18 protein-coding genes are annotated in these 23,835 nt (G+C 65.3%); 6 read left to right on the top strand and 12 right to left on the bottom strand.

The genetic code is table 11. The features are described from left to right. Window positions 1–2: 2 nt before the first annotated feature. The 7 genes from BG83_RS0113665 to BG83_RS0113635 all read right to left on the bottom strand — a co-directional run bounded on the left by BG83_RS0113665 (window position 3) and on the right by BG83_RS0113635 (window position 13,091). Window positions 3–1,139: a YbdK family carboxylate-amine ligase gene (locus BG83_RS0113665; protein ID WP_024977256.1), complete on the bottom strand. Its 1,137-nt coding sequence runs from the start codon at window positions 1,137–1,139 to the stop codon at window positions 3–5. 5 nt (window positions 1,140–1,144) lie between these two features. Next, on the bottom strand, window positions 1,145–2,368 hold the full coding sequence (locus BG83_RS0113660) for a cation:proton antiporter (protein WP_024977255.1): 1,224 nt from the start codon (window positions 2,366–2,368) through the stop codon (window positions 1,145–1,147). A 198-nt stretch (window positions 2,369–2,566) separates the two neighbouring features. Continuing rightward, the gene (locus BG83_RS0113655) at window positions 2,567–3,700 is read right to left on the bottom strand and encodes a branched-chain amino acid ABC transporter substrate-binding protein (RefSeq protein WP_024977254.1); all 1,134 of its coding nucleotides are present in this window, start codon (window positions 3,698–3,700) and stop codon (window positions 2,567–2,569) included. 130 nt (window positions 3,701–3,830) lie between these two features. Next, window positions 3,831–7,823: a trifunctional transcriptional regulator/proline dehydrogenase/L-glutamate gamma-semialdehyde dehydrogenase gene (gene putA, locus BG83_RS0113650; protein WP_024977253.1), complete on the bottom strand. Its 3,993-nt coding sequence runs from the start codon at window positions 7,821–7,823 to the stop codon at window positions 3,831–3,833. Between the two features lie 711 nt (window positions 7,824–8,534). Further along, complete coding sequence (locus BG83_RS0113645) at window positions 8,535–10,832, bottom strand: primosomal protein N' (protein WP_024977252.1); 2,298 nt, start codon at window positions 10,830–10,832, stop codon at window positions 8,535–8,537. A gap of 590 nt (window positions 10,833–11,422) precedes the next feature. Further along, the gene (gene hemE / locus BG83_RS0113640) at window positions 11,423–12,517 is read right to left on the bottom strand and encodes a uroporphyrinogen decarboxylase (protein ID WP_024977251.1); all 1,095 of its coding nucleotides are present in this window, start codon (window positions 12,515–12,517) and stop codon (window positions 11,423–11,425) included. Window positions 12,518–12,611: 94 nt separating this feature from the next. After that, a complete protein-coding gene (locus BG83_RS0113635) occupies window positions 12,612–13,091 on the bottom strand; it encodes a cupin domain-containing protein (protein ID WP_024977250.1) in 480 nt (159 codons plus the stop codon). A gap of 201 nt (window positions 13,092–13,292) precedes the next feature. On the opposite strand from BG83_RS0113635, the gene BG83_RS0113630 reads away from it, so the two are divergent. Then, window positions 13,293–13,640, top strand: a complete 348-nt coding sequence (locus BG83_RS0113630) for a GFA family protein (protein WP_024977249.1) — start codon at window positions 13,293–13,295, stop codon at window positions 13,638–13,640. Window positions 13,641–13,652: 12 nt separating this feature from the next. On the opposite strand, the gene BG83_RS0113625 is transcribed toward BG83_RS0113630, so the two are convergent. The 4 genes from BG83_RS0113625 to BG83_RS0113610 form a co-directional block, all read right to left on the bottom strand. Next, window positions 13,653–14,681, bottom strand: a complete 1,029-nt coding sequence (locus tag BG83_RS0113625) for a Rieske 2Fe-2S domain-containing protein (RefSeq protein ID WP_051541487.1) — start codon at window positions 14,679–14,681, stop codon at window positions 13,653–13,655. Continuing rightward, a complete protein-coding gene (locus BG83_RS0113620; RefSeq protein ID WP_024977247.1) occupies window positions 14,678–15,817 on the bottom strand; it encodes a hypothetical protein in 1,140 nt (379 codons plus the stop codon). The genes BG83_RS0113625 and BG83_RS0113620 overlap by 4 nt, the downstream gene beginning before the upstream one ends. Beyond that, a complete protein-coding gene (locus tag BG83_RS0113615) occupies window positions 15,814–16,971 on the bottom strand; it encodes a hypothetical protein (RefSeq protein ID WP_037031859.1) in 1,158 nt (385 codons plus the stop codon). Before BG83_RS0113615 ends, BG83_RS0113620 begins: the two co-directional genes overlap by 4 nt. A 123-nt stretch (window positions 16,972–17,094) precedes the next feature. Then, complete coding sequence (locus BG83_RS0113610) at window positions 17,095–18,897, bottom strand: methyl-accepting chemotaxis protein (protein ID WP_037031857.1); 1,803 nt, start codon at window positions 18,895–18,897, stop codon at window positions 17,095–17,097. Window positions 18,898–19,121: 224 nt separating this feature from the next. Between BG83_RS0113610 and BG83_RS0113600 the strand changes: the two genes are divergently transcribed. After that, complete coding sequence (locus BG83_RS0113600; protein WP_024977244.1) at window positions 19,122–19,559, top strand: hypothetical protein; 438 nt, start codon at window positions 19,122–19,124, stop codon at window positions 19,557–19,559. Between the two features lie 98 nt (window positions 19,560–19,657). Next, window positions 19,658–20,587 (top strand): sterol desaturase family protein, encoded by a 930-nt coding sequence (locus BG83_RS0113595; RefSeq protein WP_024977243.1) that lies wholly within the window; start codon window positions 19,658–19,660, stop codon window positions 20,585–20,587. A gap of 1 nt (window position 20,588) precedes the next feature. Here BG83_RS0113595 and BG83_RS0113590 read toward each other — a convergent pair whose 3' ends face one another. Then, window positions 20,589–21,470, bottom strand: a complete 882-nt coding sequence (locus BG83_RS0113590; RefSeq protein ID WP_024977242.1) for a LysR family transcriptional regulator — start codon at window positions 21,468–21,470, stop codon at window positions 20,589–20,591. Between the two features lie 100 nt (window positions 21,471–21,570). Between BG83_RS0113590 and gstA the strand changes: the two genes are divergently transcribed. The 3 genes from gstA (at window position 21,571) to BG83_RS0113575 (ending at window position 23,830) form a co-directional block, all read left to right on the top strand. Beyond that, on the top strand, window positions 21,571–22,200 hold the full coding sequence (gstA, locus tag BG83_RS0113585; protein ID WP_024977241.1) for a glutathione transferase GstA: 630 nt from the start codon (window positions 21,571–21,573) through the stop codon (window positions 22,198–22,200). Between the two features lie 192 nt (window positions 22,201–22,392). Beyond that, complete coding sequence (gene pstS, locus BG83_RS0113580; RefSeq protein WP_024977240.1) at window positions 22,393–23,454, top strand: phosphate ABC transporter substrate-binding protein PstS; 1,062 nt, start codon at window positions 22,393–22,395, stop codon at window positions 23,452–23,454. Window positions 23,455–23,626: 172 nt separating this feature from the next. Next, window positions 23,627–23,830, top strand: coding sequence for a DUF3562 domain-containing protein (locus BG83_RS0113575; protein WP_024977239.1), 204 nt, complete (start codon window positions 23,627–23,629; stop codon window positions 23,828–23,830). Window positions 23,831–23,835: the final 5 nt, after the last annotated feature.

Raw genomic sequence — 23,835 nt, 5'->3', positions numbered from 1 at the left:
CGTCAGGCGGGCTGCGTTGCCGCCTGCTGCGTCCACCGCCCGCAACCGCGTCGCACGGTCTCGTGCAGGTTGCGGGTTTCACGTTGCGCCGCGCGGATCCATTCGGCATCCGCATCGCGCGCTTCCACCACTTCCCGCACCATATCGAGCGCGCCTTCGGACGACAGCGCTTCGGCATGAGCCGACAGCACCTTGCTCGTCTCCAGGATGTGATCGGCCAGCGCGCCTCGGTTGCCCGTGGCCGGGTCGACGTATTCGCCGGCCAGCCCAAAGCGGCATGCCTGGAAGCGGTTGAAGGTGTAGACGAGGTAATCGTCTTCCACGGGCATGAACGGGCGATCGAGCAGCAGCCAGCGGCCAAGCGCCTGGATATAGGCAGCGATGGCGGCGGCGCGTTCAACAGTCAGCGGGGTGTCCATCACGCGCACTTCGATCGTGCCGAATTCGGGCTTGGGGCGGATGTCCCAGTAGAAGTCCTTCATGCTTTCGATCACGCCCGTGGCGTGCATCTTGTCGAAGTACGCGATGAAGGCATCCCATGTAAGCACAAACGGCGCGCGGCCCGACATCGGGAAGGCGCTGACGGAGTTCATGCGCGCGGAAGCAAACCCCGTATCCACGCCCTGCACGAACGGCGACGACGCGGCCAGCGCAATGAAGTGCGGCACGTAGCGCGACATGGCGTGCAGCAGATACAGCGCATCGTCCGGATTCGGGCAGCCAATGTGCACGTGCTGCCCGAACACGGTGAACTGCTTGGCGAGGTAACCGTACAGATCCGAGATGTACTGATAGCGCGGCGATTGCGAAATCTGGCGCTGGCTCCACTGCTGGAACGGGTGCGTGCCGCCGCCGCAGATGCCGATGTTCAGCGCCGTGGCGGCGTCGGCCATGCGGTCGCGCATCTCGCGCAATTGCCAGAGTGCTTCATCGTGGCTGTGGCAGATGCCGGTGGAGATCTCGATCATCGAATCGGTGATCTCCGGTTTGATGTCGCCGGGGTATTCCTTGCCCTTGAGCATGCGCAGCAGGTCGGGCGACGCCGAAGCGAGGTCGTAGTCATGGCGATTGACGAGCTGCAGTTCCAGCTCGACGCCAAACGTGAGGGCTTCGGATTTCGAGAACGGTTCGAGGGACATGGGGCTCAGTGCCTCCCTTCGTCTTGTCGCACCTCACCTGCCCAGCGCAGCGAACGCGCGGTCAGGATTGGTGCGGCAATCTGTTGGATCGCCAGCGTGCACAGGATGATGGCCGCAAGCGGCCCGCCGGTTTGTGGATACAGTGCCGCCGTATCGTGCATCAGCAACCATGACAGTCCTGACATGGGCCCAAGCGCCAGGCCCAGGGCGATGCTCTGCCGCATCGACAGGCCCGAGAACGAGCCCAGCGCCGTCGTGGCTGCCAGTTTGGCGATGAAGCGCGACAGCACCAGCGCCACCGCCGCCACACCACCAATCACCCAGTCCGACGCCTTGAGCGGCAAGCCGAGCGACACGATCATCACCACAATCAAGATGCTGCCCGCGCTGCCGAAATGCGATGGCCACACGCGGGGGTGATCGTCCTGGTGCTTGAACACCACGCCTGCCAGCAGCAATGTGAGCGGCACCGACAGCTTGAGCAGCTTGGCCATCGCCAGCGCAAACAGCACCAGGCCGACCAGCACCAGGAATGCGTAATGATCGTCACCCGCCATGCGGTGATACAGCGCATGGCCCACTTTGCCGACCACCCAGGCAAGAAGCACGGAGCCTGCCAGCAGGTACAGCGGATGGAGCAGCGCTGCCGCCCAGTGGCCGTATTCGCTGTGCAGCCAGCCGGCGGTAAGCGGCACCAGCACGCTTGCGTAGATGCTGTTGAGTGCGCCCAGCGAGAGCAACCGCTCCGTCACCTGGCCTTCGGCGCGTAGTTCGTTCTTCAGTTGCAGCAGTACCGTGGGGGACGTGGCCACCGCGATGGCGCCTGCGGCCACCGCCACCGGCGTCGCCACGCCAAACAGCTGCAGCACCCAGGTGACCAGGCCCCAGGTCAGCAGGCTCTCGAAGCCACTGGTGAGCAAGAGCCAACGATTGGCTCGCAGCCACTCGAACGACAGCCGGTGCCCTAGTTCGAACAGCGCCAACGCCAGCGCCATCTCGATCAGGATGTGGGTCTGGTCGAGCATGTCGGCGTCGATGAGCGGGCGGCCAAGCACACCCGCCACCAGCCCCGCCGCCGCATAGCCGACGATGCGGGGCAGCTTCAGCGCCGCACGCGCAAACTCGCCGCACAGTGCCGCGCCGACCAGCGCCAGCCCGATCCAGAAGAGACCGCCAGGTGCGGGCGGCCACGAAGGGAAGAGATCGTGAAGTCCTGTCATGGGCGACATGGTACCCGAAGCACCCGCTTGGGAAAGTCAGCCAAGCACTGACACGCGTTAGACCCTCGTTACACGATATTTAATAATAGATCGATGACGTTCGACGCAGAAAGCGACAACTCTGCATTTGGAGCCTTGAGCCGCCGGCAAAGAAAAACCGCCCCGGAGGGCGGTTTCCATACTGCGAATGGCTGAGAGCCGGTCGGATTACTTGCCGCCGACGCTCTCCAGCGGCGTCCACTTGCCGCCGGTGACCTTGTAGACGGTGATACCGCCATCCTTGAGGTCGCCCTTCTCGTCATAGGCGTAGTGCTTGGCGGTCACGCCTTGCATGTTGGTCGCGGCCAGGATCGGCAGGTACTTGCTCGGATCCGACGAGCCGGCCTTCACCATGGCTTGCATCAGGGCCATTGCGCCGTCGTAGGCGTACGGGGAGTACGTCTGCACCGGCGTGCCGAAGCGCTTCTCGTAGCGGGCCTTGTAGCCAGCGCCGCCCGGCATTTGTTCCAGCGGCAGACCGGCCAGCGAGCACACCACGCCTTCGGCCGATTGCGCGCCAGCCAGCTTGATGAAGTCGTCGGTCTTGGACATTTCGCCCGACATCAGCGTGGACTTCATGCCCAGTTCGCGCATCTGCTTGACCAGCGGAGCCGATTGGCCTTCCGCGCCGCCGTAGAACACGGCGTCAGGCTTCTTGGCCTTGATCTGCGTGAGGATCGACTTGAAGTCGCTGGCCTTGTCGTTGGTGAACTCGCGACGCACGATGGTGGCGCCGGCAGCCTTGGCTGCCTTCTCGAACTCGTCCGCCAGACCTTGGCCGTAAGCCGTGCGGTCATCAACGATGGCGATGTTCTTGTAGCCCAGCTTCTTGACAGCGTACGTGCCAACCACCGAACCCTGCTGGGTGTCGGAGGTCATCATGCGGAACGTCGTCTTGTAGCCTTGCTTCGTGTATTCCGGTGCCGTTGCCATCGCGATTTCTGCGATGCCGGCGTTGTTGTAGATGCGCGAGGCCGGGATGGTCGTACCCGAGTTGAAGTGGCCCAGCATGCCCTTGATGCCGTTGTCCACCAGCTTCTGTGCGACGGTGGTGCCGGTCTTCGGGTCAGCCTGGTCGTCTTCCGAGATCAGCTGGAACTTGACTTCCTTGCCTGCAATCTTCGGATGCGTGGCGTTGAATTCCTCGACCGCCAGCGTCAGGCCGTTCTGCATGTCCTTGCCGTACTGGGCTTGAGGACCGGTCATCGGGCCGGCGTAGCCCAGCTTGATGACTTCCTGGGCCGATGCCGCGCTGCCAAGCGCGCACAGTGCTGCCGCCAGACACAGTTGCTTCAATTTCATTTGTGCGTCTCCTAGTTCAAACGCAATTTGGATCAATAGCGCGACGGGATCACCGTCGCCCTCCTCCCGCTTCGCGCTCCACCCACACCCGTCGTGCGGATGGCGCTGCGAATCCTGCTCGTGCTCCCCGTCAGCCGATGGTCATCAGGCTGGCGTTGCCACCCGCTGCGGCCGTATTGACCGACAGCGAACGCTCGATCAGCAGGCGCTCCAGCGCCAGCCCTTCCCCGCCATGCGGCAGGCCTTGCACGCCCACGATGGGGCCGGCACGTCGTGCCAGTCCTTCGCAAATGGCGCGCAGATGGTCCGAATCGCCGTGGTGCAGCACCGCATCAAAAGCCGCTTCGTCGGTCGACCCGACCACGCGGACGCGCGATTGTACTGCCGCCGGCAAGCCCCGAAGTACCGCTTCGATGGCAGGGTTTTCCTGCACAACCGCCACGCTGCCCACGGCCAGCACAGCCGCCAGTTGGCGCAGCCAATCGGCCGGATCTGCCGCCACGCACAGCACCGCTTCGCGCGGCAGCAGCGTGTAGGTGTTGCGCTCGCCCGTCGGGCCCGGCAACGTAGCCGTGGCGCCCGTGGCTGACGCCGCAGCTAGGCGTTCGCACAGCGAAGCCAGCTCAGGCGCCTGCTTGCGTGCCCAGTCCGCCAGCGCATCGAACGGCGCCAGCAGCGCGCGGCGCGCATCGGTGTCGATTTCCGTGCCGGCACCCGCGGTCAGTTGCAGCGCGGTGCGCATGCCGTCCTGCGGGCACGTCGACAGCAAGCGCAGCAGATACAGCGGCCCGCCGGCCTTCGGGCCCGTGCCCGACAGGCCTTCGCCGCCGAACGGCTGCACGCCCACCACGGCACCGACGATATTGCGGTTCACATACAGGTTGCCGACATGCGCCCGGTCCACCACGTGCGCGATGGTCTCGTCGATACGCGTATGGATGCCCAGCGTCAGGCCGTAGCCCGTGCCATTGATCTGCTCGATCAGCTTGGTCAGGCCGGCGCTATCCGTATCCTTGGCCGTGCGCTTCCAGCGCACCACGTGCAGCACGGGACCGAAGATCTCGCGCGTCAGGTCCGACAGGCTGTCGAGTTCGATGATGGTCGGGGGCACGAACGTACCGTGCGCGCACGCGGCCGGCACCGGCGCCTGATGCACGCGGCGGCCCTTGGCCCGCATCGCTTCGATATGGCCGACGATGTTGTCGCGCGCTTCGGCGTCGATCACCGGGCCCACATCCGTGGCGAGGCGATCCGGATTGCCCATCGCCAATTCAGCCATGCCGCCCTTGAGCATCGCGAGCACGCGATCGGCGACATCATCCTGCAGGCACAGCACGCGCAGCGCCGAGCACCGCTGGCCTGCCGAATCAAACGCAGACGACAGCACATCCGCCACCACCTGTTCTGCCAGCGCGGAAGAATCCACGATCATCGCGTTCTGACCGCCGGTTTCGGCAATCAGGGGGATCGGCGCGCCGTTGGCATCCAGGCGGCCAGCCAGCGTGCGCTGCAGAATGCGCGCGACTTCGGTCGAGCCGGTAAACATCACGCCCTTGGTGCGCATGTCCTTCACAAGCGCCGCGCCGACGGTCTCGCCACGGCCCGGCAGCAGTTGCACGGCGCCGGCCGGCACGCCGGCTTCACGCAGGATGCGCACGGCCTGAGCGGCGATCAGCGGGGTCTGCTCAGCGGGCTTGGCCAGGACCGGGTTGCCGGCAGCTAGTGCCGCGCTCACCTGGCCCGTGAAGATCGCCAGCGGGAAGTTCCACGGGCTGATACAGACCACGGGGCCCAGCGGGCGATGCGTGTCGTTGGAGAACCCGCCGCGCACCTGCGCCGCGTAATAGCGCAGGAAATCGACCGCTTCACGCACTTCCGCAATGGCGTTGGACAGCGTCTTGCCCGCCTCGCGGATGATCAGCCCCATCAGGTGCTGCATCTCGCCTTCCATGAGGTCTGCTGCGCGATCGAGCAACGCGGCGCGCGCCTCGGGCGGCGTGGCTTGCCAGATCGGGGCAGCAGCGGCGGCGGCCGACAACGCTGCATCGACGTCGGCTTCGGTGGCCTCGGTCACGTGGCCGACCACGTCGCGCAGGTCCGACGGATTGCGCACCGGTTGCGGCCGGGTTTCCGAAATGCGTCCCGTGTAAGGCGCATCGCCGATGGTCGGCTCGGCATTCCAGACCGTGCTCGTGCCCGCAAGAAGGGCGGACGACAACGACGCCAGGCGCTGCTCGTTCGCCAGATCAATGCCTGACGAGTTGGCACGCACATCGCCGTAGAGGTGGCGCGGCAGCGGAATCTTCGGATGCGGCAGGCCGAGCGTCCCTTCATCGGCGTGCATCTTTTCCACCACTGCCACCGGATCGGCGACGAGGTCGTCCAGCGGAATCGACTCATCCGCAATGCGGTTCACGAACGAGGTGTTGGCGCCGTTTTCCAGCAGGCGGCGCACCAGATAGGCCAGCAGCGTTTCATGCGTGCCGACCGGCGCGTAGATGCGGCACGGGCGGTTCAGCTTGCCTGGCTTGTTGCCGACCACCTGCTCGTACAGCGGCTCACCCATGCCGTGCAGGCACTGGAACTCGTACTGACCGGGGTAATAGTTTTGGCCGGCCATGTGATAGATGGCCGCCAGTGTGTGCGCGTTGTGCGTGGCGAACTGCGGGAAGATCGCTTCCGGCGCGGCCAGCAGCTTGCGGGCGCAGGCCAGGTACGACACGTCGGTGTAGACCTTGCGCGTGTAGACCGGGTAGCCCTCCAGGCCGTCGACCTGCGCGCGCTTGACCTCGCTGTCCCAGTACGCGCCCTTCACCAGGCGGATCATCAGGCGGTGCTTGCTGCGGCGGGCCAGGTCGATGATGTAGTCCAGCACGAACGGGCAGCGCTTCTGATAGCCCTGCACCACAAAGCCGATGCCGTTCCAGCCAGCCAGCTCGGGCGCAAAGCACAGGCGCTCCAGCAGATCGAGCGACAGTTCCAGGCGGTCGGCCTCTTCGGCATCGATGTTGATGCCGATGTCGTATTCACGCGCCAGCATCGCCAGCGCCTTCACACGCGGATACAGCTCGTTGATCGTGCGGTCGTACTGCGCGCGCGAGTAGCGCGGATGCAGCGCCGACAGCTTGATCGAAATGCCCGGCCCTTCGTAGATGCCGCGCCCGCCCGACGCCTGGCCGATCGCGCGGATGGCCTGCTCGTACGACGCGAGGTAGCGCTGCGCGTCTTCCTCCGTCATCGCGGCCTCGCCGAGCATGTCGTAGGAGTAGCGGAAGCCTTCGGCCTCGAACTTGCGCGCGTTGGCCAGCGCTTCGGAAATGGTTTCGCCGGTGACGAACTGCTCGCCCATCAGGCGCATCGCCATGTCCACGCCCTTGCGGATCAGCGGCTCGCCGCTCTTGCCGATGATGCGCGTGAGCGCCTTCGACAGCCCCGCTTCGTTATGCGTGGCGACCAGCTTGCCCGTGAGCAGCAGGCCCCAGGTGGCGGCATTCACAAACAGCGACGGGCTCTGGCCGACATGCGAATACCAGTTGCCGTTGCTGATCTTGTCGCGGATCAATGCGTCGCGCGTGGCCTTGTCGGGAATGCGCAGCAGCGCCTCGGCCAGGCACATCAGCGCCACGCCTTCCTGGCTCGACAAGGAGAATTCCTGGATCAGGCCCTGCACCAACCCTTCGCGGCCAGTGCCGACCTTTTGCGTGCGCAGCTTGCCGGCCAGATCGCGGGCCAGCTGCTTGGCTTCCGAGGCGAGCGCGCCCGGCAGACGGGCCTGCTCCAGCAACATCGGAATCGCTTCGGTTTCCGGTCGGCGGTAGGCGGCCGTGATGGCAGCGCGCAGCACCGACTGCGGTTGCACGCTCTGCGCGAATTCGAGGAACGGTTGCACCGCGGGCTCATCACCCTCGTGCACGTCGGAGACGGCTGCGGCGGCGGACGGGAGGCCATCCGCCGCCGGGCCGTTTGCATCAGTTGGCAGCTGCCCCCGCTCCACTTGGTCCAGATACGTGAAGATCGCCTGCTTGATCAGCCAGTGCGGCGTGCGGTCAATGGACTGCGCAACGCGCTTGAGGCGTTCACGCGAAGCATCGTCCAGCTTGACCCCGAGGGTGGTTGTAGCCATGTGGGTTCCTATCCAGAGCTGCCATTGCCTAGCTTGTGGCCGGCAAATTGGGCGGATCATACGCCTGGCGATCTTGAAGGTGCAACCTAGTGAAACCCCTTGGTTCGAAATGGGTAGATTTGGGTGCAACCGCACGTGGTGTGGGGGGCTCTCGGCGTGGCTTTAGCGTCGCTTTATGGGCTTGGTTTTTTGTTTTTGGTGCATCCCTTGTTTCATCCCCTGCCGGGGCTGACTCACTTTCTTTGGTCTTGCCCAAAGAAAGTAAGCAAAGAAATGCGCGCCCGAGATGGCGACCCATTCCTTGAATTTATGTCGCAGGGAGGGAGGGGAGGCAAACTCGCTGCGCTCAGACAGGCCTCCCCTCTTTTTCCTCCCTGCAACAGAAATTCAAGGCGCCATCTAGGGCAGGAAAGTCAAAGGCCAAACCATCTCAGTGCAAGCCCAAACGACACGGCCAACCGCACGATGGGTTGGCCTTTTTCTTTTGACGTTGAGCCCTTGATGGCGCCTTGGATTTTTGTTGCGGGGAGGATTAAGGAAGGAGCCTTGTCTGAGCGCAGCGAGTTTGGCTCCTTCCCCTCCCCGCGACACAAATCCAAGAAGGCTTTCGCCATCTCGGGCGCGCCTTTCTTTTGCTTACTTTTCTTTGGCAAGACAAAGAAAAGTGAGTCGTGCCCGGCAGGGTACGAAACACAAATGGACCACCAAGCCTCAAATCCTCAAAGGATCAATCTCCAACTGCCACCGCACCCCCTTCACAGTCTTGCCGATCCCAGCAAACCCCTCGGTCCAGGCAGACAAGAACTTCTGCAAAGCCGCCCGAGAAGCCGACTCCACCAGCAACTGCGCGCGCTCGCGGTTGGCCAACCGCACCATCGTCATGGGCACCGGATCATGCAAAAACACCGGCGCACCCATTTCGGCCGCCAAGGCTTCACCCGCAGAACGCGCAGCGCCCAAAAATTCAAGCGCCCGCGCCACTTCCTTGTGCTCGGCGGTGAGCAGCGCCTGATAGGCAAACGGCGGCAGCCCGGCTTGCTTGCGTTCCCGCAGCAACTGGCGCGCAAAACCGCCGTAGTCGTGCCGAACCAGCGCCTGCAGCGCGGGGGCATCCGGATACCGCGTCTGAATCAGCACCTCCCCAGCCAGCCCGGCCCGGCCCGCGCGGCCCGCCACCTGCATCAGCGAGGCAAAAAGATGCTCCCCCGCACGAAAGTCGTGCGAGAACAGTGAGGAGTCGGGTGCGACCACGCCCACCAGCGTCACCCGCTGGAAGTCATGCCCCTTGGCGACCATCTGCGTGCCGATCAGGATGTCGACACTGCCTTCGTGCACGGTGTCGAACAGCGCTTCGGCACTGCCCTTGCGGCGGGTGGAATCGGCGTCGATGCGGGCGACGCGGGCCTGCGGAAACAGCTCGCCGAGCGTCTCTTCGATGCGCTGTGTGCCGCGCCCAAGCGGAGCGATGTCGACGTTGCCGCAGTCGGGGCAGTGATGCGGGATGCGGGATTCGTACCCGCAGTGGTGGCAGCGCAGTCGCCGCTCGGGCTTGTGCAGCACGAGGTACGCCGAGCAACGTGGGCAGCCCGACAACCAGCCGCACGCGTCACACGAAAGCACGGGCGCGTAGCCGCGGCGGTTGAGGAACAGCAGGCTCTGTTCGCCGCGCGCCAGGCGATCGGCAATCGCATCGACGAGCGGTTTAGACAGCCCATCGCGAATCTCACGCCCGGCGCGGCGCTCCAGATTCAAGTCGACGAGCGATACGCGCGGCAGCACCGCTTCAGCCTGCGCGCGTTGCGAGAGCGTCAGACGCGTGGTGGGGGTCTGTTCTGCGCGCCACCACGTTTCCAGTGACGGCGTGGCCGAGCCCAGCACGACGGGGATGTTGCGCTGCTTGGCGCGCCACAGCGCCAGATCGCGTGCGGAATAGCGCAGCCCCTCCTGCTGCTTGTACGACGTGTCGTGCTCTTCGTCGACGAGGATGAGCGCGAGGTTAGGCAGCGACGCCAGCATCGCCAGCCGCGTGCCGAGGACGATGCGGGCCTCGCCGCGATGGGCGGCCAGCCAGTTCAACGCACGCGGCTGTTCGGCCAGGCCGCTGTGCAGCGCGGCCATGGGCACGCCGGGGAAACGTGCGGCGATACGCGCTTCCAGTTGCGGTGTCAGGTTGATCTCGGGCACCAGCATCAGCACCTGTGCGGCCGGGTCCCGCGCCAGGGCGTCGGCGATGGCGTGCAGGTAAACCTCGGTCTTGCCGCTGCCGGTCACGCCGTACAACAGGAACGGGCTGAATGTGCCCGCCGCGCCAGCTTGGGCAATGGCCGCCACGGCGGTCGCCTGCTCATCGTTCAGGGCGGGCGCGACGGAAGGCGCCGGCAATTCGAGCGGTTGCGGCAACAGCGCTTTCGGCCGCAGTTCTGCGCGCAGCCAGCCGACGGCCGTCCAATCCCGCAGCTTAGCGACGGCTTGCCCGTGCAGTTCGACGGCAGCGCTGGCGGACAGCTCGCCATCGCCGGTCAGCGCTTCAGCTAGGCGCATGGCGCCGGACGCACGTTTCGGAATGCTGTCCAGCAACGCGGCCCGGGCCGGTTCGAACATTACGTAGACGGTTTCGTTGGCCTGGCGCGCGAGGTTGTCCCAGCTGCCCGGCGTGCGCCAGAGCGGCGGTAGTGCGGGCAACGTCACTTCGCCCAGCGCGCGGTGGTAGTAACCGGCAGCAAACTCGGCCAAAGCTCGCCATTCGACATTGAGCGGCGGCACCCAGTCGAGCACCCGCTCGACATCGCGCAGCTTCTCTTGGGGCACATCGGTGGTCGCGGCGGTGTCGATGACCAACGCCACCACACGGCGGTTGCCAAACGGTACGACGACAAGTTGCCCGGGAAGCACAGGCGGCCCGCACCGGTAATCGAACACCGCATCGAGCGGCGTATCAATCACTACCCGCGCGATGGCGGCCGACGCCTTGGCATCAGAGAACGCAGCGTCGACTTGGGCGGTGGTCATGCAAAGCGCAAACGGTTGAATTGCAAAGGGATTGTTGCGATGCAGCGGCGAATCCTGCACCTGGGAAATGCGTCTTGCCCATCTCACCTTGCCTTCACAGCCATTGTCGTGGCCGGCTCAATGTTCAAGTATTACTTGAGGTTTGCGCCCTGGCGCCCTGATCGGCGACCGTTTTCCGGGCTATCCACACAGCCTGTGGATAACTTTGTTGAAAAGTCGCCTGCCGCGCCTGCGAAGGCCAATGGATTCACCGTTTTTCTAGCTTGCACGATTTACGCGCACGCGGCTTTCTCTTAGAAAAATCAAACACTTATGCGTTGGATGCACAACGCTTCCCCTGTTGCGTCGCGGAAAGAACCAGCCGCGACAGCTTTGTGCATAAGTCAAGTCTTGACAGGCGGCTTACGCACCAGAAAGCGCGAAATAAATCGCTTGACACCCCTTTCGGGCCAGATGGGGCCACCCGCACGCGAGTAGTCACTCACCCTTACTGCACCAAAGCGGCGAAGATTCCACCCGTGCCCTTGGCTTCACGCACTACTGCGGCCCAATTCAAACGCTATCGCACCGCAGCATTGATCTGATACGTGTTACTTCGCTTTTGTGCGCAGCGCACGGCTGAAACTGTGCGCCTCGTCCACCAGCACCGACACGGCTTCGGGCGGCGTGAACTGCGAGATGCCGTGGCCGAGGTTGAAGATGTGGCCGTCGCTGTCGCCGCTGGCTGCGTAGTCTTCCAGCACGCGGCGCACTTGGGCGCGAATGGCATCCGGTTCGGCAAACAGCACCGTCGGGTCCAGGTTGCCCTGCAGGGCGACACGCCCAGCCGTGCGCTGGCGGGCGAGCTGCAGGTTGACGGTCCAGTCAACACCCAGCGCGTCGGCCCCGGTGTCGGCCATGGCTTCAAGCCACAGGCCGCCGCCCTTGGTGAACAGGATGACCGGCACGCGCTGGCCATCGGCCCCGGCGCGGATGCCTTTCACCACGCGGGCCATGTAGGCCAGCGAAAACTCCTGGTAGATGCCATCGGCCAGCGCGCCGCCCCAGGTATCGAACACCTGCACAGCTTGGGCACCGGCATCAATCTGCGCGTTCAGATAGTCGATCACGGCCTGCGCGTTGATCTCCAGGATGCGGTGCATCAGGTCGGGGCGCGCGTAGAGCATCGACTTGACGGTGCGGAAGTCGTCCGAGCCGCCGCCTTCGACCATGTAGCAGGCGAGCGTCCACGGGCTGCCCGAGAAGCCGATCAGCGGCACACGCTGGCGGCCGTCCTGCACGAGCGCGCGGCGGATTTCCGCCACGGCATCGAACACATATTGCAGCGACGACATGTCCGGCACCGACAGCGCCGCCACATCGGCTTCCGTGCGCACCGGCTTGGCAAAGCGCGGGCCCTCGCCCTGCGCGAACGACAGGCCCAGGCCCATGGCGTCGGGCACGGTCAGGATGTCGGAGAACAGAATCGCCGCGTCCAGCGGATAGCGATCCAGCGGCTGCAGCGTCACTTCCGTCGCATACGCCGGCGACTTGGCCAGGCCGAGGAAGCTGCCGGCCCGCGCGCGCGTGGCGTTGTACTCCGGCAGATAGCGGCCCGCCTGGCGCATCAGCCACAGCGGCGTGTAGTCGGTGGGCTGGCGGCGCAGGGCGCGCAGGAAGGTGTCGTTGGCGAGCGGTGCGGACATGGCGATGGACTCTTTAGGAGGGCGCCATTGTAAGGGATGGTGTTTTCATCCCGCCCTGACCCAGGCCAACATGCCGCAGATCACGGCGCAGATGTCACGGCACCTTGTGCGTATCGCCCGCACGCTGCGGCGGCAGCTTGATCGCCATCGATTTGAAATCCGTGCTGGTGGTCAGCGTTCCGTGCACTACGCCGCGCGGAATCACGATCAGATCGCCCGCCCGGACCTCACGCGGCGCGTTGTCGAGCCAGACGGTGGCCGTGCCCGACATCACGTACTGGATCTCATCCGAGTACGTATGCGTGTGCTTGGCCACAGTGCCCACCTGGATGCCGACCGTGCCGTTGGCGGCCGTCACCAGCGTTTTCGTGCGCAGCGTACCCATCTCGGCGATGACGGGACCGATCTCGTCCGGGGTCATGCCGCCCATGTTGATGATCTGTGCCGAGATCTGTGGCGCTAAGACTGGAACAGCCGCCGGTTCCGACGCTTGCGCAAACGCGCTGGCGCTGCCGACAAAGATGGCGGCGGCAGAAACCGCCCGGATCACAGCAACAGGACGATGGCGATGCATGATGGCTCCTCATGACGCGGTCGCCGTCAAGGCGCGGCGATCCGTGGGGCGTTCGTGTGGTCGACTCGCGGCGATTGTCGCACCGCTGCATGGAGGCAGAGACCTAGGGTGATTCCCGAGAAAGCGGGCATCGTGCGCGGACCGGCTCGCCTATAGTGGACGGCGCCACATCCATCACAAACACGCCACAAGGAGACCGGCATGACACACAAGGGAAGCTGCCACTGCGGAAACGTCGCGTTCGAAGTTGAAGGTCATCCGGAAAGCGCGATGGCGTGCAACTGCTCGGTCTGCCAGCGCAAAGGCTCGCTGCTGTGGTTTGTGGCGCCCGACAAGGTGCGGCTGCTCACGCCGGAAGACAACGCCAGCACCTATCTCTTCCGCAAGCATGTGATCAAGCACCGCTTCTGCCCGACTTGCGGCATCCATCCGTATGCCGAAGGCGTCATGCCCGACGGCACACCGATGATTGCCGTCAACGTCCGCTGCCTGGAAGACATCGATCTGGCCAGCGTGCCGGTCACCCACTTCGACGGACGGTCAATGTAACGGCGTGGTGCGCTACAGCCACATCTGCATCACCCGCTCGCCCGGCTCCACAGGCTTGCCGCTGGGCATCCACACGGCGTCCAGCATGGGCCGCACAAGATCGAGTTCGGTGGAAATGCCGTCCTGGCGGTTAAAGCGCGCGCTGTTGGCAGCCTGCGCCTCAACCACGCGGCGGTCTTGCTCAGCCACGCGATACAGGAACGGCCAGACGAACCAGCGCACGGCCCAGGCAGGCGCCCAGCGGTTTTCCACATGCAGCGTGGCGAACAGGCGCGTGCGCATGTCGTCTTCGGGCGTGAAGTGCAGCGTGAAATACAGCGCGCTGCCGTTGGCGTAGCGGTATTCGAGCTGGGCGGTCGCCGGGGCGGCAAGACCAAAATGCGCGCGCTCCATGGTGCGGGGTGATTCGAACAGGCGGTACAGCAAGCCGCTTTGCTGCGCCTGACCGGCGTAGTCCACCTGCAAGCCATCTGCCGACTGGGTGACGGTCACCGTCATCGGCTGGCGCGCGCCATGGCTGCGCACCAGGCCCGGGTGGACGAGATGCGTGTGCAGCGGGTCGAGAAAATTCTCCAACGCGTCGGCCGGGCGGGCCTGCCACAACGTGCTCCACAGAAAGCGGCGGCTGCCGGCCGGCAAGCGATTCAGGAACGCCGGCAATGCGGCAGGGGCGGCCTCACCTGGTGCCCGTGCGCTCATCCAGACCAGCCCGTCGTGCTCGAACGCCTGCCACGCGTTCACTTGCACGGCGGGCACAGCGGCGCCCGGGCACATGCCCGGCATGGCAGTGCAGCGGCCGTCGGCGCCGAACGTCCAGCCGTGGTACTTGCATTGCAGTGTCACGCCGACGAGCTGTCCATCGGACAACGGCACATGCCGATGCGGGCAGCGGTCATCAAGCGCAAGCAGGCTTCCCGAAGGCAAACGCGCGAGCACCACCGCGCGGTTGAACAGGGTCACGCGCATCGGCTTGTCGCGCAGGCGGTGCGCTTCGGCGACGGGATACCAACCGCGCAGCAGCGTGGCGTTCCAGGCAGTCATAACTGAAAGCGTTGCATGATCGGCACGCCGATCCGGGTTGTGAGGGTGCGCAGCACAGCGATGGCGTGGCGTGTGGCGGGCGGCAGATGCCGGCAGTACACGGCGCTCATCTCAATGGCGGGCATGCCGCCGCGCAGGCGCTTGAAGTGGGCGGCACCGGCGCTCAGGTTCAGTTCGGCACCGCGCGTGATGGTCAGGCGCAGCACGTGCGCCATCAGCAGGCGATACAGCGCCGCCTGCTGTGGCCACGTCGTGTCGTACCCGACGATGGGCGCTGTCAGTAACGGCCCTTGCCCAAACACGCCGACAACGGCTCGCAACACGCCCTGCGCATCGCGAAATCCCGCACATTCGAGCAGCCCCGCCGCATGCCACGCTCGAAGGAACGCTGCGGTATAGCGCGGGTTCAAGGCGGAATATTTGTCGAGATAGAGCTGCGCATACAGCCGCTCGGCCTGCGCGAAATCGGCATTGGTAAAGGCATCGTGCGGCACGAACGTCAGCGGTGTCGAGCTGAGCAGCTTGAGATCCCGCCGCAGGTCGCGACGCACCTCCGATGCGCGCGAGGCACGCTGCAGGTGCTGGAACAGATAGACCTGCCGCGTGGGGATCAAATCGAAGCCGGCGACCGTGGCAGCGCGCAGCCAGTCGGCATGCTGGATCGTGTTGAGCGAACGCAGCCAGATCGCGCGGTCGGGCCACCGGTCGCGGCACGTACGCGCCAGCGCGCCCAGATCGAACGCCGCTACCGATGGATACAGGTTCGTGCTGACGAGCCAGTTGTTGACGGCCACCGCCCGGTCCAGCTGCGCACGCCGCATCCACGCATCGGCCAGGCCGATCGCACCGCGCAGCAGCGGCCGCAGCACGCGCGGCATCAGACGCTCGGACTCTTCCGCCGCATAGCGGCCATACGTGGTGATGGGCGAGCAGACCCAGGCATTCTCGGCATGATTGGCGCGATCGTCACTGCCGTTGATCGTCACCGGCAGCGGCAAACCGCCGGCCTCCATCACGTCGACCTGCGTCACCAGATTGGCGACGAACGGCAGCGACGCCTGCCCGCGATGCACATGCAGGAACGCGCCCGCCTTGTCGGCAAAGCATGCATGCGGCACGGCGCCGGGCGCCGTCATACCTCGGGCAGCTCCTGGCCATCCCACTCGATGTCTTGCGTGGCCGCTTCGCGCATATTGCAACGCTGCGCGATCGCCATGCGCGCATAGGCGGCGAGATCGCACACGCCGCCCCACAGCGGGCCGCGGTCGCCCGGCGTGGCGATGACGTCGGTGGCGGCGCGCCAGTCCTGGCGCCATTGGCGCAGCCTGCCGTGGCGCACGGCATCGAACAGCCCCGCTGATGCCATCACCGCAGCCGCCATGCGCGGCACACCCGGCGACGGTTCGATGCAGCCGTCGAGCGTGCCGGCCAGCGCGGCGGGCAGTGGATCGTCAAGGCCGAACAAGTGGCAACCGCTGGTGGCGCGCGGGTTGCATTCGAGCGGGCTCACGCGGCCATCGGCCTGCTCGATCCAGTCGAACGAGAGCTGCCCCGTGAAGTCGAGCTTGCGCGCAAAGTTGGCGACGAAATTGCGGACCGCGTCGATGCGTGCGGGCGCGAAGTAGAAGCTCGCACTGGTCGACATGCGCCAGTCGGGCCGATACAGCGCGTGCGCCACCAGCCGACCGCGATCGGCCACGCTGTACGAGCAGAATTCCTGCCCCGCCACCAGGCGCTGCACCACCCACGCGCCCAGATCGGCCAGCGGCGGTGCATCGTCGGGAATGCCGGTGCGATACAGGCGCACATGCACGCCAAAGCGTGAGAACTCCGGCTTGAGAACGACGGGGCGCCCGGCTGCCCAGGCGCGCGCTTCAGCCAACGTGCGCACCCGCGCGGAGACCGGCACATCCACGCCGCAATCCTGCGCGAGTTCCAGGAACTGCCATTTGCTGTGCACCGCGCGCAGCGTGTCGAAATCCTCGGCCAGGACCCGCACGTGGTTCGGCAAGTGATGCCGATAGCGCGATACAAAAAAGACTTCCTCGCACGTCGGCACCACCAGATCGATGGCGCGCTCCCGGACGATGCGTGCAAGGTCCGCCGCGAACTGCGCCGGCGCATGACGCGGCGATGCAATGCGAAAGGTGGCCGCGACCGCCCTGGAGGCCCCGCTGATCTGGCACGGAATACTCTCGGCAATGCAGACCGTCCACCCCTGGTGGGCAAAGCGGCGGGCGTGGTCGAGCGCCACCGGCGCGCGGCCACCGAGGATCAGCACATTGGGCATGCAGGCGGAGCGTTGAGGTCAGGCAACGTCCGCCGAAGGCAAGAGGCGCGGGGAAAGTTGCCGGGGCTCCATTCTAGGCAAAGGAGCACCCGGCCCGGGCGCGGTGAAGAGGGGTGCAGCGCTTCAGGCGCTGCGCAGCTTGAACAGCCCGACCGTGCGAGCCAGACCCTGGGCCTGCTCGTTGAGCATCGACGATGCGGCCGTCGACTGCTCGACCAGCGCAGCGTTCTGCTGCGTGGCCTGGTCCATCTCGGCGACGCTGCGATCGATCTGGCTGATACCGGTGCTCTGTTCGTGCATCGCACCATCAATCTCGCCGATGATGCGCGCGACACGCTCGATGCCCTGCACGATCTCCTGCATCGTTGTGCCGGCGGCCTGCACGCGTTGCGCGCCGGTCTTCACGCTGGCTTCGGATGCCTGGATCAGATCCTTGATCTCGCGGGCGGCCGTGGCGCTGCGTTGCGCCAGCGTGCGCACCTCGCCGGCCACCACGGCAAAGCCGCGGCCGTTCTCGCCGGCACGGGCGGCTTCCACCGCGGCGTTCAGTGCGAGGATGTTGGTCTGGAACGCAATGCTGTCGATCACGCCGATGATCTCGGTAATGCGCGCCGACGATTTGGCAATCTCGTCCATCGTGCTGACCGCGCTCGAGACCACGTCGCCGCCGCGCGTGGCGGCATCGCTGGCGTCGCTGGCCAGGCGCGTGGCCTGCACGGCGGCATCGGCGGAGTTCTTCACGCTGGTCGTCAGTTCGGTCAGCGCGGCAGAGGTTTCCTGCAGGTTGCTGGCCGACACTTCGGTCCGATTGGACAGGTCACGGTTGCCCGCTTCGATCTCGCCGGTGGCGGACTTCATGCTGTCGACGCTGGCGCGCACTTCCAGCAGCACTTCGCCAATCTTGTCGATGAACGTGTTGAACGAGGCGCTGATCTGCGCGACTTCATCGTTGCCGACCACGGGCAGGCGGTGCGTGAGGTCACCGCCGCCGGAGCCGATGGTGTCCATCGCATCACGCACCTGCGACAGGCGGCGGAACGACTGCGAGGTGAAGAACGCGGCGATGCCCACGGCAGCCAGCGTCAGCAGCACCATGGCCACTGCCAGCGCACGCACGACGTTGCGCAAACCGGCGGTGGCTTCCGCCTTGTCCAGCGCGATCACCAGGTACCAATCGGTGCCTTGCACGGCCTGCGCCTTGAGCAGCTTAGGCGCGCCGGCCAGCTCGACCTCCAGCGGCGCGGTGGCCTTCGCCAGGTTGGTGAGCGTATCGACGGTGAGCGATGCCGCCACGTCGGTGGCCGGCTTGAGCATCAATTTTGCGTCAGGGTGGGCAATCACCTGGCCATCCTTGGCGACCACGAAGGCGAGGCTCGACGGTGTCGGGTGTACCGCTGCCACCACCTCGCGCACGCCGTCCAGCGGGACGGCGCCGGACAGCGCACCGGTGGTTTCGCCGTTCTTGATGAGCGGCGCAGCAAATGACACGTAGGGCACGCCGGTCGACACGTCGCCGTAAGGCTTCGTCACCAGCAGTTGGCCTGCGGCAATGGCCTGCTTGTACCAGGGGCGGATGGTCGGGTCGTAGTCCTTGGGCGTGGTGGCGCTGGTGGAGATGAAGCTCTTGTCGGTCCAGCCGATCGTGATGATCGGAAAGCCGTTGGCGTCACCCATGTGCTTGCCGAAGCCTTGCGGGTCTCCGTGCTCGATCACGCCGGCGGTGGCCTTGACGGCCTGCGCCTTCGCCGCGACCCATTTGTCGATGGCGAGCGTGTTGCCGCTGGCAATGGCAGCGAGGTTCTGATCGATCGATTCCATCGTGTTGGAGCGCACGATGGAATAGGTGGCGGCGCCGGACAGCGCCAGGGCACCGACCACGGTGGCCGATGAAATGAGGAGAATTCGGGTGCGGAGAGAGGAGATCATGATTCTTCTAGGCCAAACGTTTTCCATGAATCTGACTGCGTACGGTATTTGCCGTAGCGCCCTCCAGATCCGACTGCCGGCTGTCGGGGGCCACTCCGAACTGCTACGGCACCGCGCAGGCGAACTTGAGGCGGCGAAACCCGCCCCCACGAAAGGATGGCTGCTATAAAAGGAAACGCCCCGCATGATTGCCCAGGCAGTTCATTCCCTTGAAACCCAAGCCCATGCACGACGCTCTCCACATCGACCCCGCCACGGGTGACGTCCGGTTCGCTGACGTCCGCATCACGCCGCAGACAAAAGCCGATGCCCTGCCGGCACGCTTTACGGTCGGGCCAGTGCGGCCTGTAAGCGTCGAAGGGATGGACGTCCCCTGCCAATTCGCGACGGTGGCTGCACTGGACGACACAACGCCCATTACCGTCAGCCTGCGGTTTGAAGCCGAGGCGCTCGTCAGCGTATTCGTCGAGCTGGCACAGCCGGTTTCGTACGACGACATCGACGTCGTAGAACAACGCCACCGCCGCTGGATCGCCAGCAAACTCGGCAAGGACCCGGGCGGCCTGACGCGCTATACCTGGGGCAGCGCCGGCGTGGCGCAAGACAAGAGCGGCGGCGTGCACATCTTTCTGCACAACCGCAACAACACCTGGGGGCGCTGAATACGTTGTAAGACGCCCCGGCGTCGGCCCCAATTGCCGCCCCGGCATCGTTTGCAGTACCGTCGCTGGCATTCCTACGGAGCCGGGAGCCCCGCGCCATGGCCGTGCTGTTCACCATCCTGAAGATTGCCGTCGTGCTCGTGCTGGTGTCGTCACTGGCCGAGGCGATCGTGCTGTCCTTGAGAAACGGCTGGGCCAACTACGACTGGAAGGCCGCCGGCGTGTCGGTGGTGGATTTCCTGGTACGCGAGTACCCACTGCGCTGGCTGCTGCCGCTGGCGTTCTGGATGCAAGGCCTGGAATGGGTCTACCAGCATCGTCTCTGGACGCTGCCGATGGACCACTGGACGGGCTGGGTTGCGTGCTTTCTCGGCCAGGAGTTCTGCTACTACTGGTACCACCGCGCCGCGCACCGCGTGCGCTGGTTCTGGTGTACGCACGCCATCCACCACTCACCAAATGATCTGAACCTGTCGGCGGCCTACCGCTTCGGCTGGACGGGCCGATTGACGGGCACGCTCGCCTTCTTTGCGCTGGCGCCGCTGCTGGGCATGCCGCCGCGCATCGTGCTGATGCTGCTGTCGCTCAATCTGCTGTACCAGTTCTGGATTCACGCCACGTGGATTCCCCGCCTCGGGCCCCTGGAATGGGTACTGAATACGCCCTCGGCACACCGCGTGCATCACGCGTCCAACCTCGAATACCTCGACGGCAACTACGGCGGCGTGCTGATCGTGTTCGACCGGCTGTTCGGCACGTACATCCCTGAGCGAAAGGACGTGCCCTGCCGCTACGGCCTCGTGCACCCGATGCGCACGTACAACCTGCTGGTGATCGAATTCGCGCACTGGCGCGCGCTGTGGCAAGACCTGAAGACGGCCCGCTCGGCGAGGGAAGTGCTTGGCTACCTGTTCCGCCCGCCAGGCTGGCGAGCCGACGGCAATGGCGACACGACCGAGGAGTTGCGCCGCCGCGCCGCGCTCATTCCCGAAGAGCAGCCGATCGCCCGGGCCGTTGCGGCCAACTGAACTACGGCAACCGCAACGTCTGCGCCAAGTGCCCATACACCACGGCAATCCGCCGCAAGTGCCGCGATTCTGGATGCGTCAGCAGCCATAGTTCGGATTGATTGGCATCTTCCAGATCCCGCAGCACCACCAGATCGCGACGGTCCTGTGCCATCACCACGGGCAGGATCCCAACGCCCATGCCCATCCCCACCATCTCGGCCGCGATCTGCAGGCTGTTGACGAAGTACGTGGGCATGACCTTGGGGAAATGCCGCTTGCGCCAACTCACCGATGGGTGATCCGGAATCGCGTCGTCAATCGCGAGCCACGGCGTGCGGCCGGCTTCGACATCGGCGTAGGTGGTGCCGCTCGTGCGCCCCGCGTACAACCCCACCCGAATCGAGCCGATGTGCTTGCCCACCAGATGCTGCGGCGGGCGCCGCGTGGCCCGCACGGCGATGTCGGCATCGCGCCGGGTCAGGCTGGCCAGTTCGTTGCTCACACGGAGGTCGTAGGTGAGGTTCGGATGCTCGGCTTGCAGCACCTTCAACGCAGGCGCGACCAGGCCGACGAGGATCGTGTCCGTGGTGGTGATGCGTACCGTGCCTGACACCTGATCGGGCACCGCATGCACCGCCGATCGCGCCGCCTCGAGCGCCGACTCCACCTGCTCGGCCTGCTCCGCCAGCGCGTGCGCCAAGTCCCCCGCGAGATAGCCGGTACGTGAGCGAGCAAACAACGTGGCGCCCAGCCCGCGCTCGATGCGCTGCAATGACCGGAACACGGTGGACGCATCCACGCCAAGCCGCTCGCCGGCCGCGGCGAGCGTGCCCGTGCGCGCCATCGCCAGTACGATCTCAAGGTCGGCCGCGCTCAGCCGGTATTGCGTCTGCGCAAGCATGATTTTCTTCCCCGCCTATTTCATTGGCAACGACGCAATCCTACAGTGTCGTCACCGCCGCCGTTGGCGGCATCCCAAACCCATTTGCGAGATGACAACCATGAAGCTCTACTACTCCGCCGGCGCCTGCTCGCTGGCCGTGCACATCGCCCTGCGCGAAGTGGGTGCGCAGTTTGACCTGACCGCCGTCGACCTTGCCAAGCACCTCACCGCCGACGGCACGGATTTCTACACGATCTCGCCGCGCGGTTACGTGCCGCTGCTGGAGCTCGCGGATGGTTCGCGCCACACCGAAGCCGCAGCGCTGCTGCAATACGTGGCCGACCTCGACCCGACGCAGGCGCTCATCGGCAAGCCCGGCAGTGCGCATCGTCTTGCCGTGATCGAATGGCTCACCTTTGTCAGCACCGAGCTGCATAAAGGCTTCGGCCCGCTCTGGTACAAGGACACGCCGGAAGCCACACGCCAGGGCGCAAAGGACAAGCTCGCCAAGCGCTTTGCCGAACTCGATGCCCGCCTTGCCAAACAGCCGTACTTGGCCGACACCTACAGCGTGGCCGACGCCTATGCCTTTACGGTGCTGAACTGGACGAACTTCCTGGCGCTGCCGATGGGCGCATATCCGAACGTGCAGGCGTATATGGCGCGGGTGGGTGCGCGGCCGCAGGTGGTTGAAGCGTTGAAGACTGAGGGCTTGATCAAGGCCGACGCGGCCAGCACTGTCGCCTGACCGGTAGTCCGGGATCGGCGAGCCCTAAACAAAACCGCCGATCCCACCCCCTACTCCGCCCAACGTTTGCGGAACGTCTTACAACACATCTCCATGTTGTAGATGGGCTCTATCAGGGCTGCACACCGTGCTGTCACAGGCGCGTCGCTACAATCGCACGCTTCGCGTCTTCTGCAGTCCGCAGCTCTCCCCATGTTCAAGCACGTTGTTCTCGCCCTGGCCGTTGCGGCTGCGGGCTTGCCGGTTGTCGCGCGCGCTGATGTGCGCGGCGCAGGTTCGACCGCCGCTGCGCCGGTCTATCGCGTCTGGTCAGCGGGGTATGCCGCGTCGTCGGGCGTTGCGCTCAGCTATGACGCGGTAGGTTCAGGAGAGGGCCTGAAGCGCATTCGCGCGGGCGCCGTGGATTTTGGTGCGTCTGACGTGCCGCTCTCCAGCGCAGAGGCTGCCAAGGCGGGCCTCGTCTGCGTGCCGTCGGTGGTGACAGGTGCGGTGCCGTTTGTGAACGTGCCGGGCGTGCCGCGCGGTCAGCTCAAGCTGACGGGCGAACTGCTGGCGCAGATCTTCCTCGGCAAGATCGAGAGCTGGGATGCGCCTGAGCTGCGCGCGCTGAACCCGGGCGTGACGCTGCCCAAGCTGAAGATCCATCCCGTCGTGCGCTCCGATGGCTCAGGCACGACGTACCACTTCACCGACTATCTGAGCGCCGTCAGCCCCGACTGGAAAAGCGCTTACGGCACCAAGTCGACCATCAACTGGCCGGCGGGCTTTACAGCCGCAAAGGGCAGTGGCGATGTGGTCAAAGCGGTGCAGGCCACGTCCGGCGCCATCGGCTATGTCGACTACAACTACATCCTCGACAACGACCTGAGCGGCGTGCAGCTACGCAACCCGGCGGGCCGCTTTGTCAGCGCGCAGGTGAGCGGCTTTCGCGAAGCGGTGATGCAGAGCGCGTGGAACCGCAAAGGCGATTTCACGGCTCCGCTGGTCAACCTGCCGGGTGCGGAGACGTGGCCGATCACCATGGGCACCTTCATCGTCGTGCCGGCAGTCAGCGCATCGGGCCCGCGCACGCTGGCCGCGCTGAAGTTCCTGACGTGGGGTTACTTCCACGGCGACGAGCTGGCCGCGCGTGCGAAGTTCGTGCCGCTGCCCGAGCGCGTGCAGGCCATTGCGTATCGTGAACTGGCACGCGTGACGGATGCGTCGGGCGCCGCCATCGGCCTGCAGAGCATGCCCGCAAACTGGGGCAAATGATCATTGCCAGTGCAGTGTCTGCACCGGCAACAGCACCGTTTTGATGCCGCGCAGGTGACCCGTTGAAAGCTTTGCAACAAGGCTGGATTGTTCCGACGCGTTTCCTATAGTGGTCACTCGCCGCGCAAGTCAGCCAGCGCGTCACCGCCAGAGCAACGACCGGAAAGCAAACATGGGTACCGCCATCGCAGACCAGGACGAGCAGATCCACCAGATCGCACAGGACACCGGCGCACCGGCTGATCTCGTCCGCGAGCAGTACATGCAGACAATGCGCACATTGGCGGCCGACGCCAGCGTGCACGACTATCTCTCGCTGTTTGTCACACGCCGGGTGCTCGCCGCGTTCCGCCCGCGCCGCACGCCCACGCGTTAGTCCCG

The sequence above is a fragment of the Ralstonia pickettii genome (assembly GCF_000607165.1).
GTDB classification, from domain to species: Bacteria; Pseudomonadota; Gammaproteobacteria; order Burkholderiales; family Burkholderiaceae; genus Ralstonia; species Ralstonia holmesii.
Note: the sequence above shows the minus strand (reverse complement) of the source record. Positions and strands in the feature narration are given on the sequence as shown.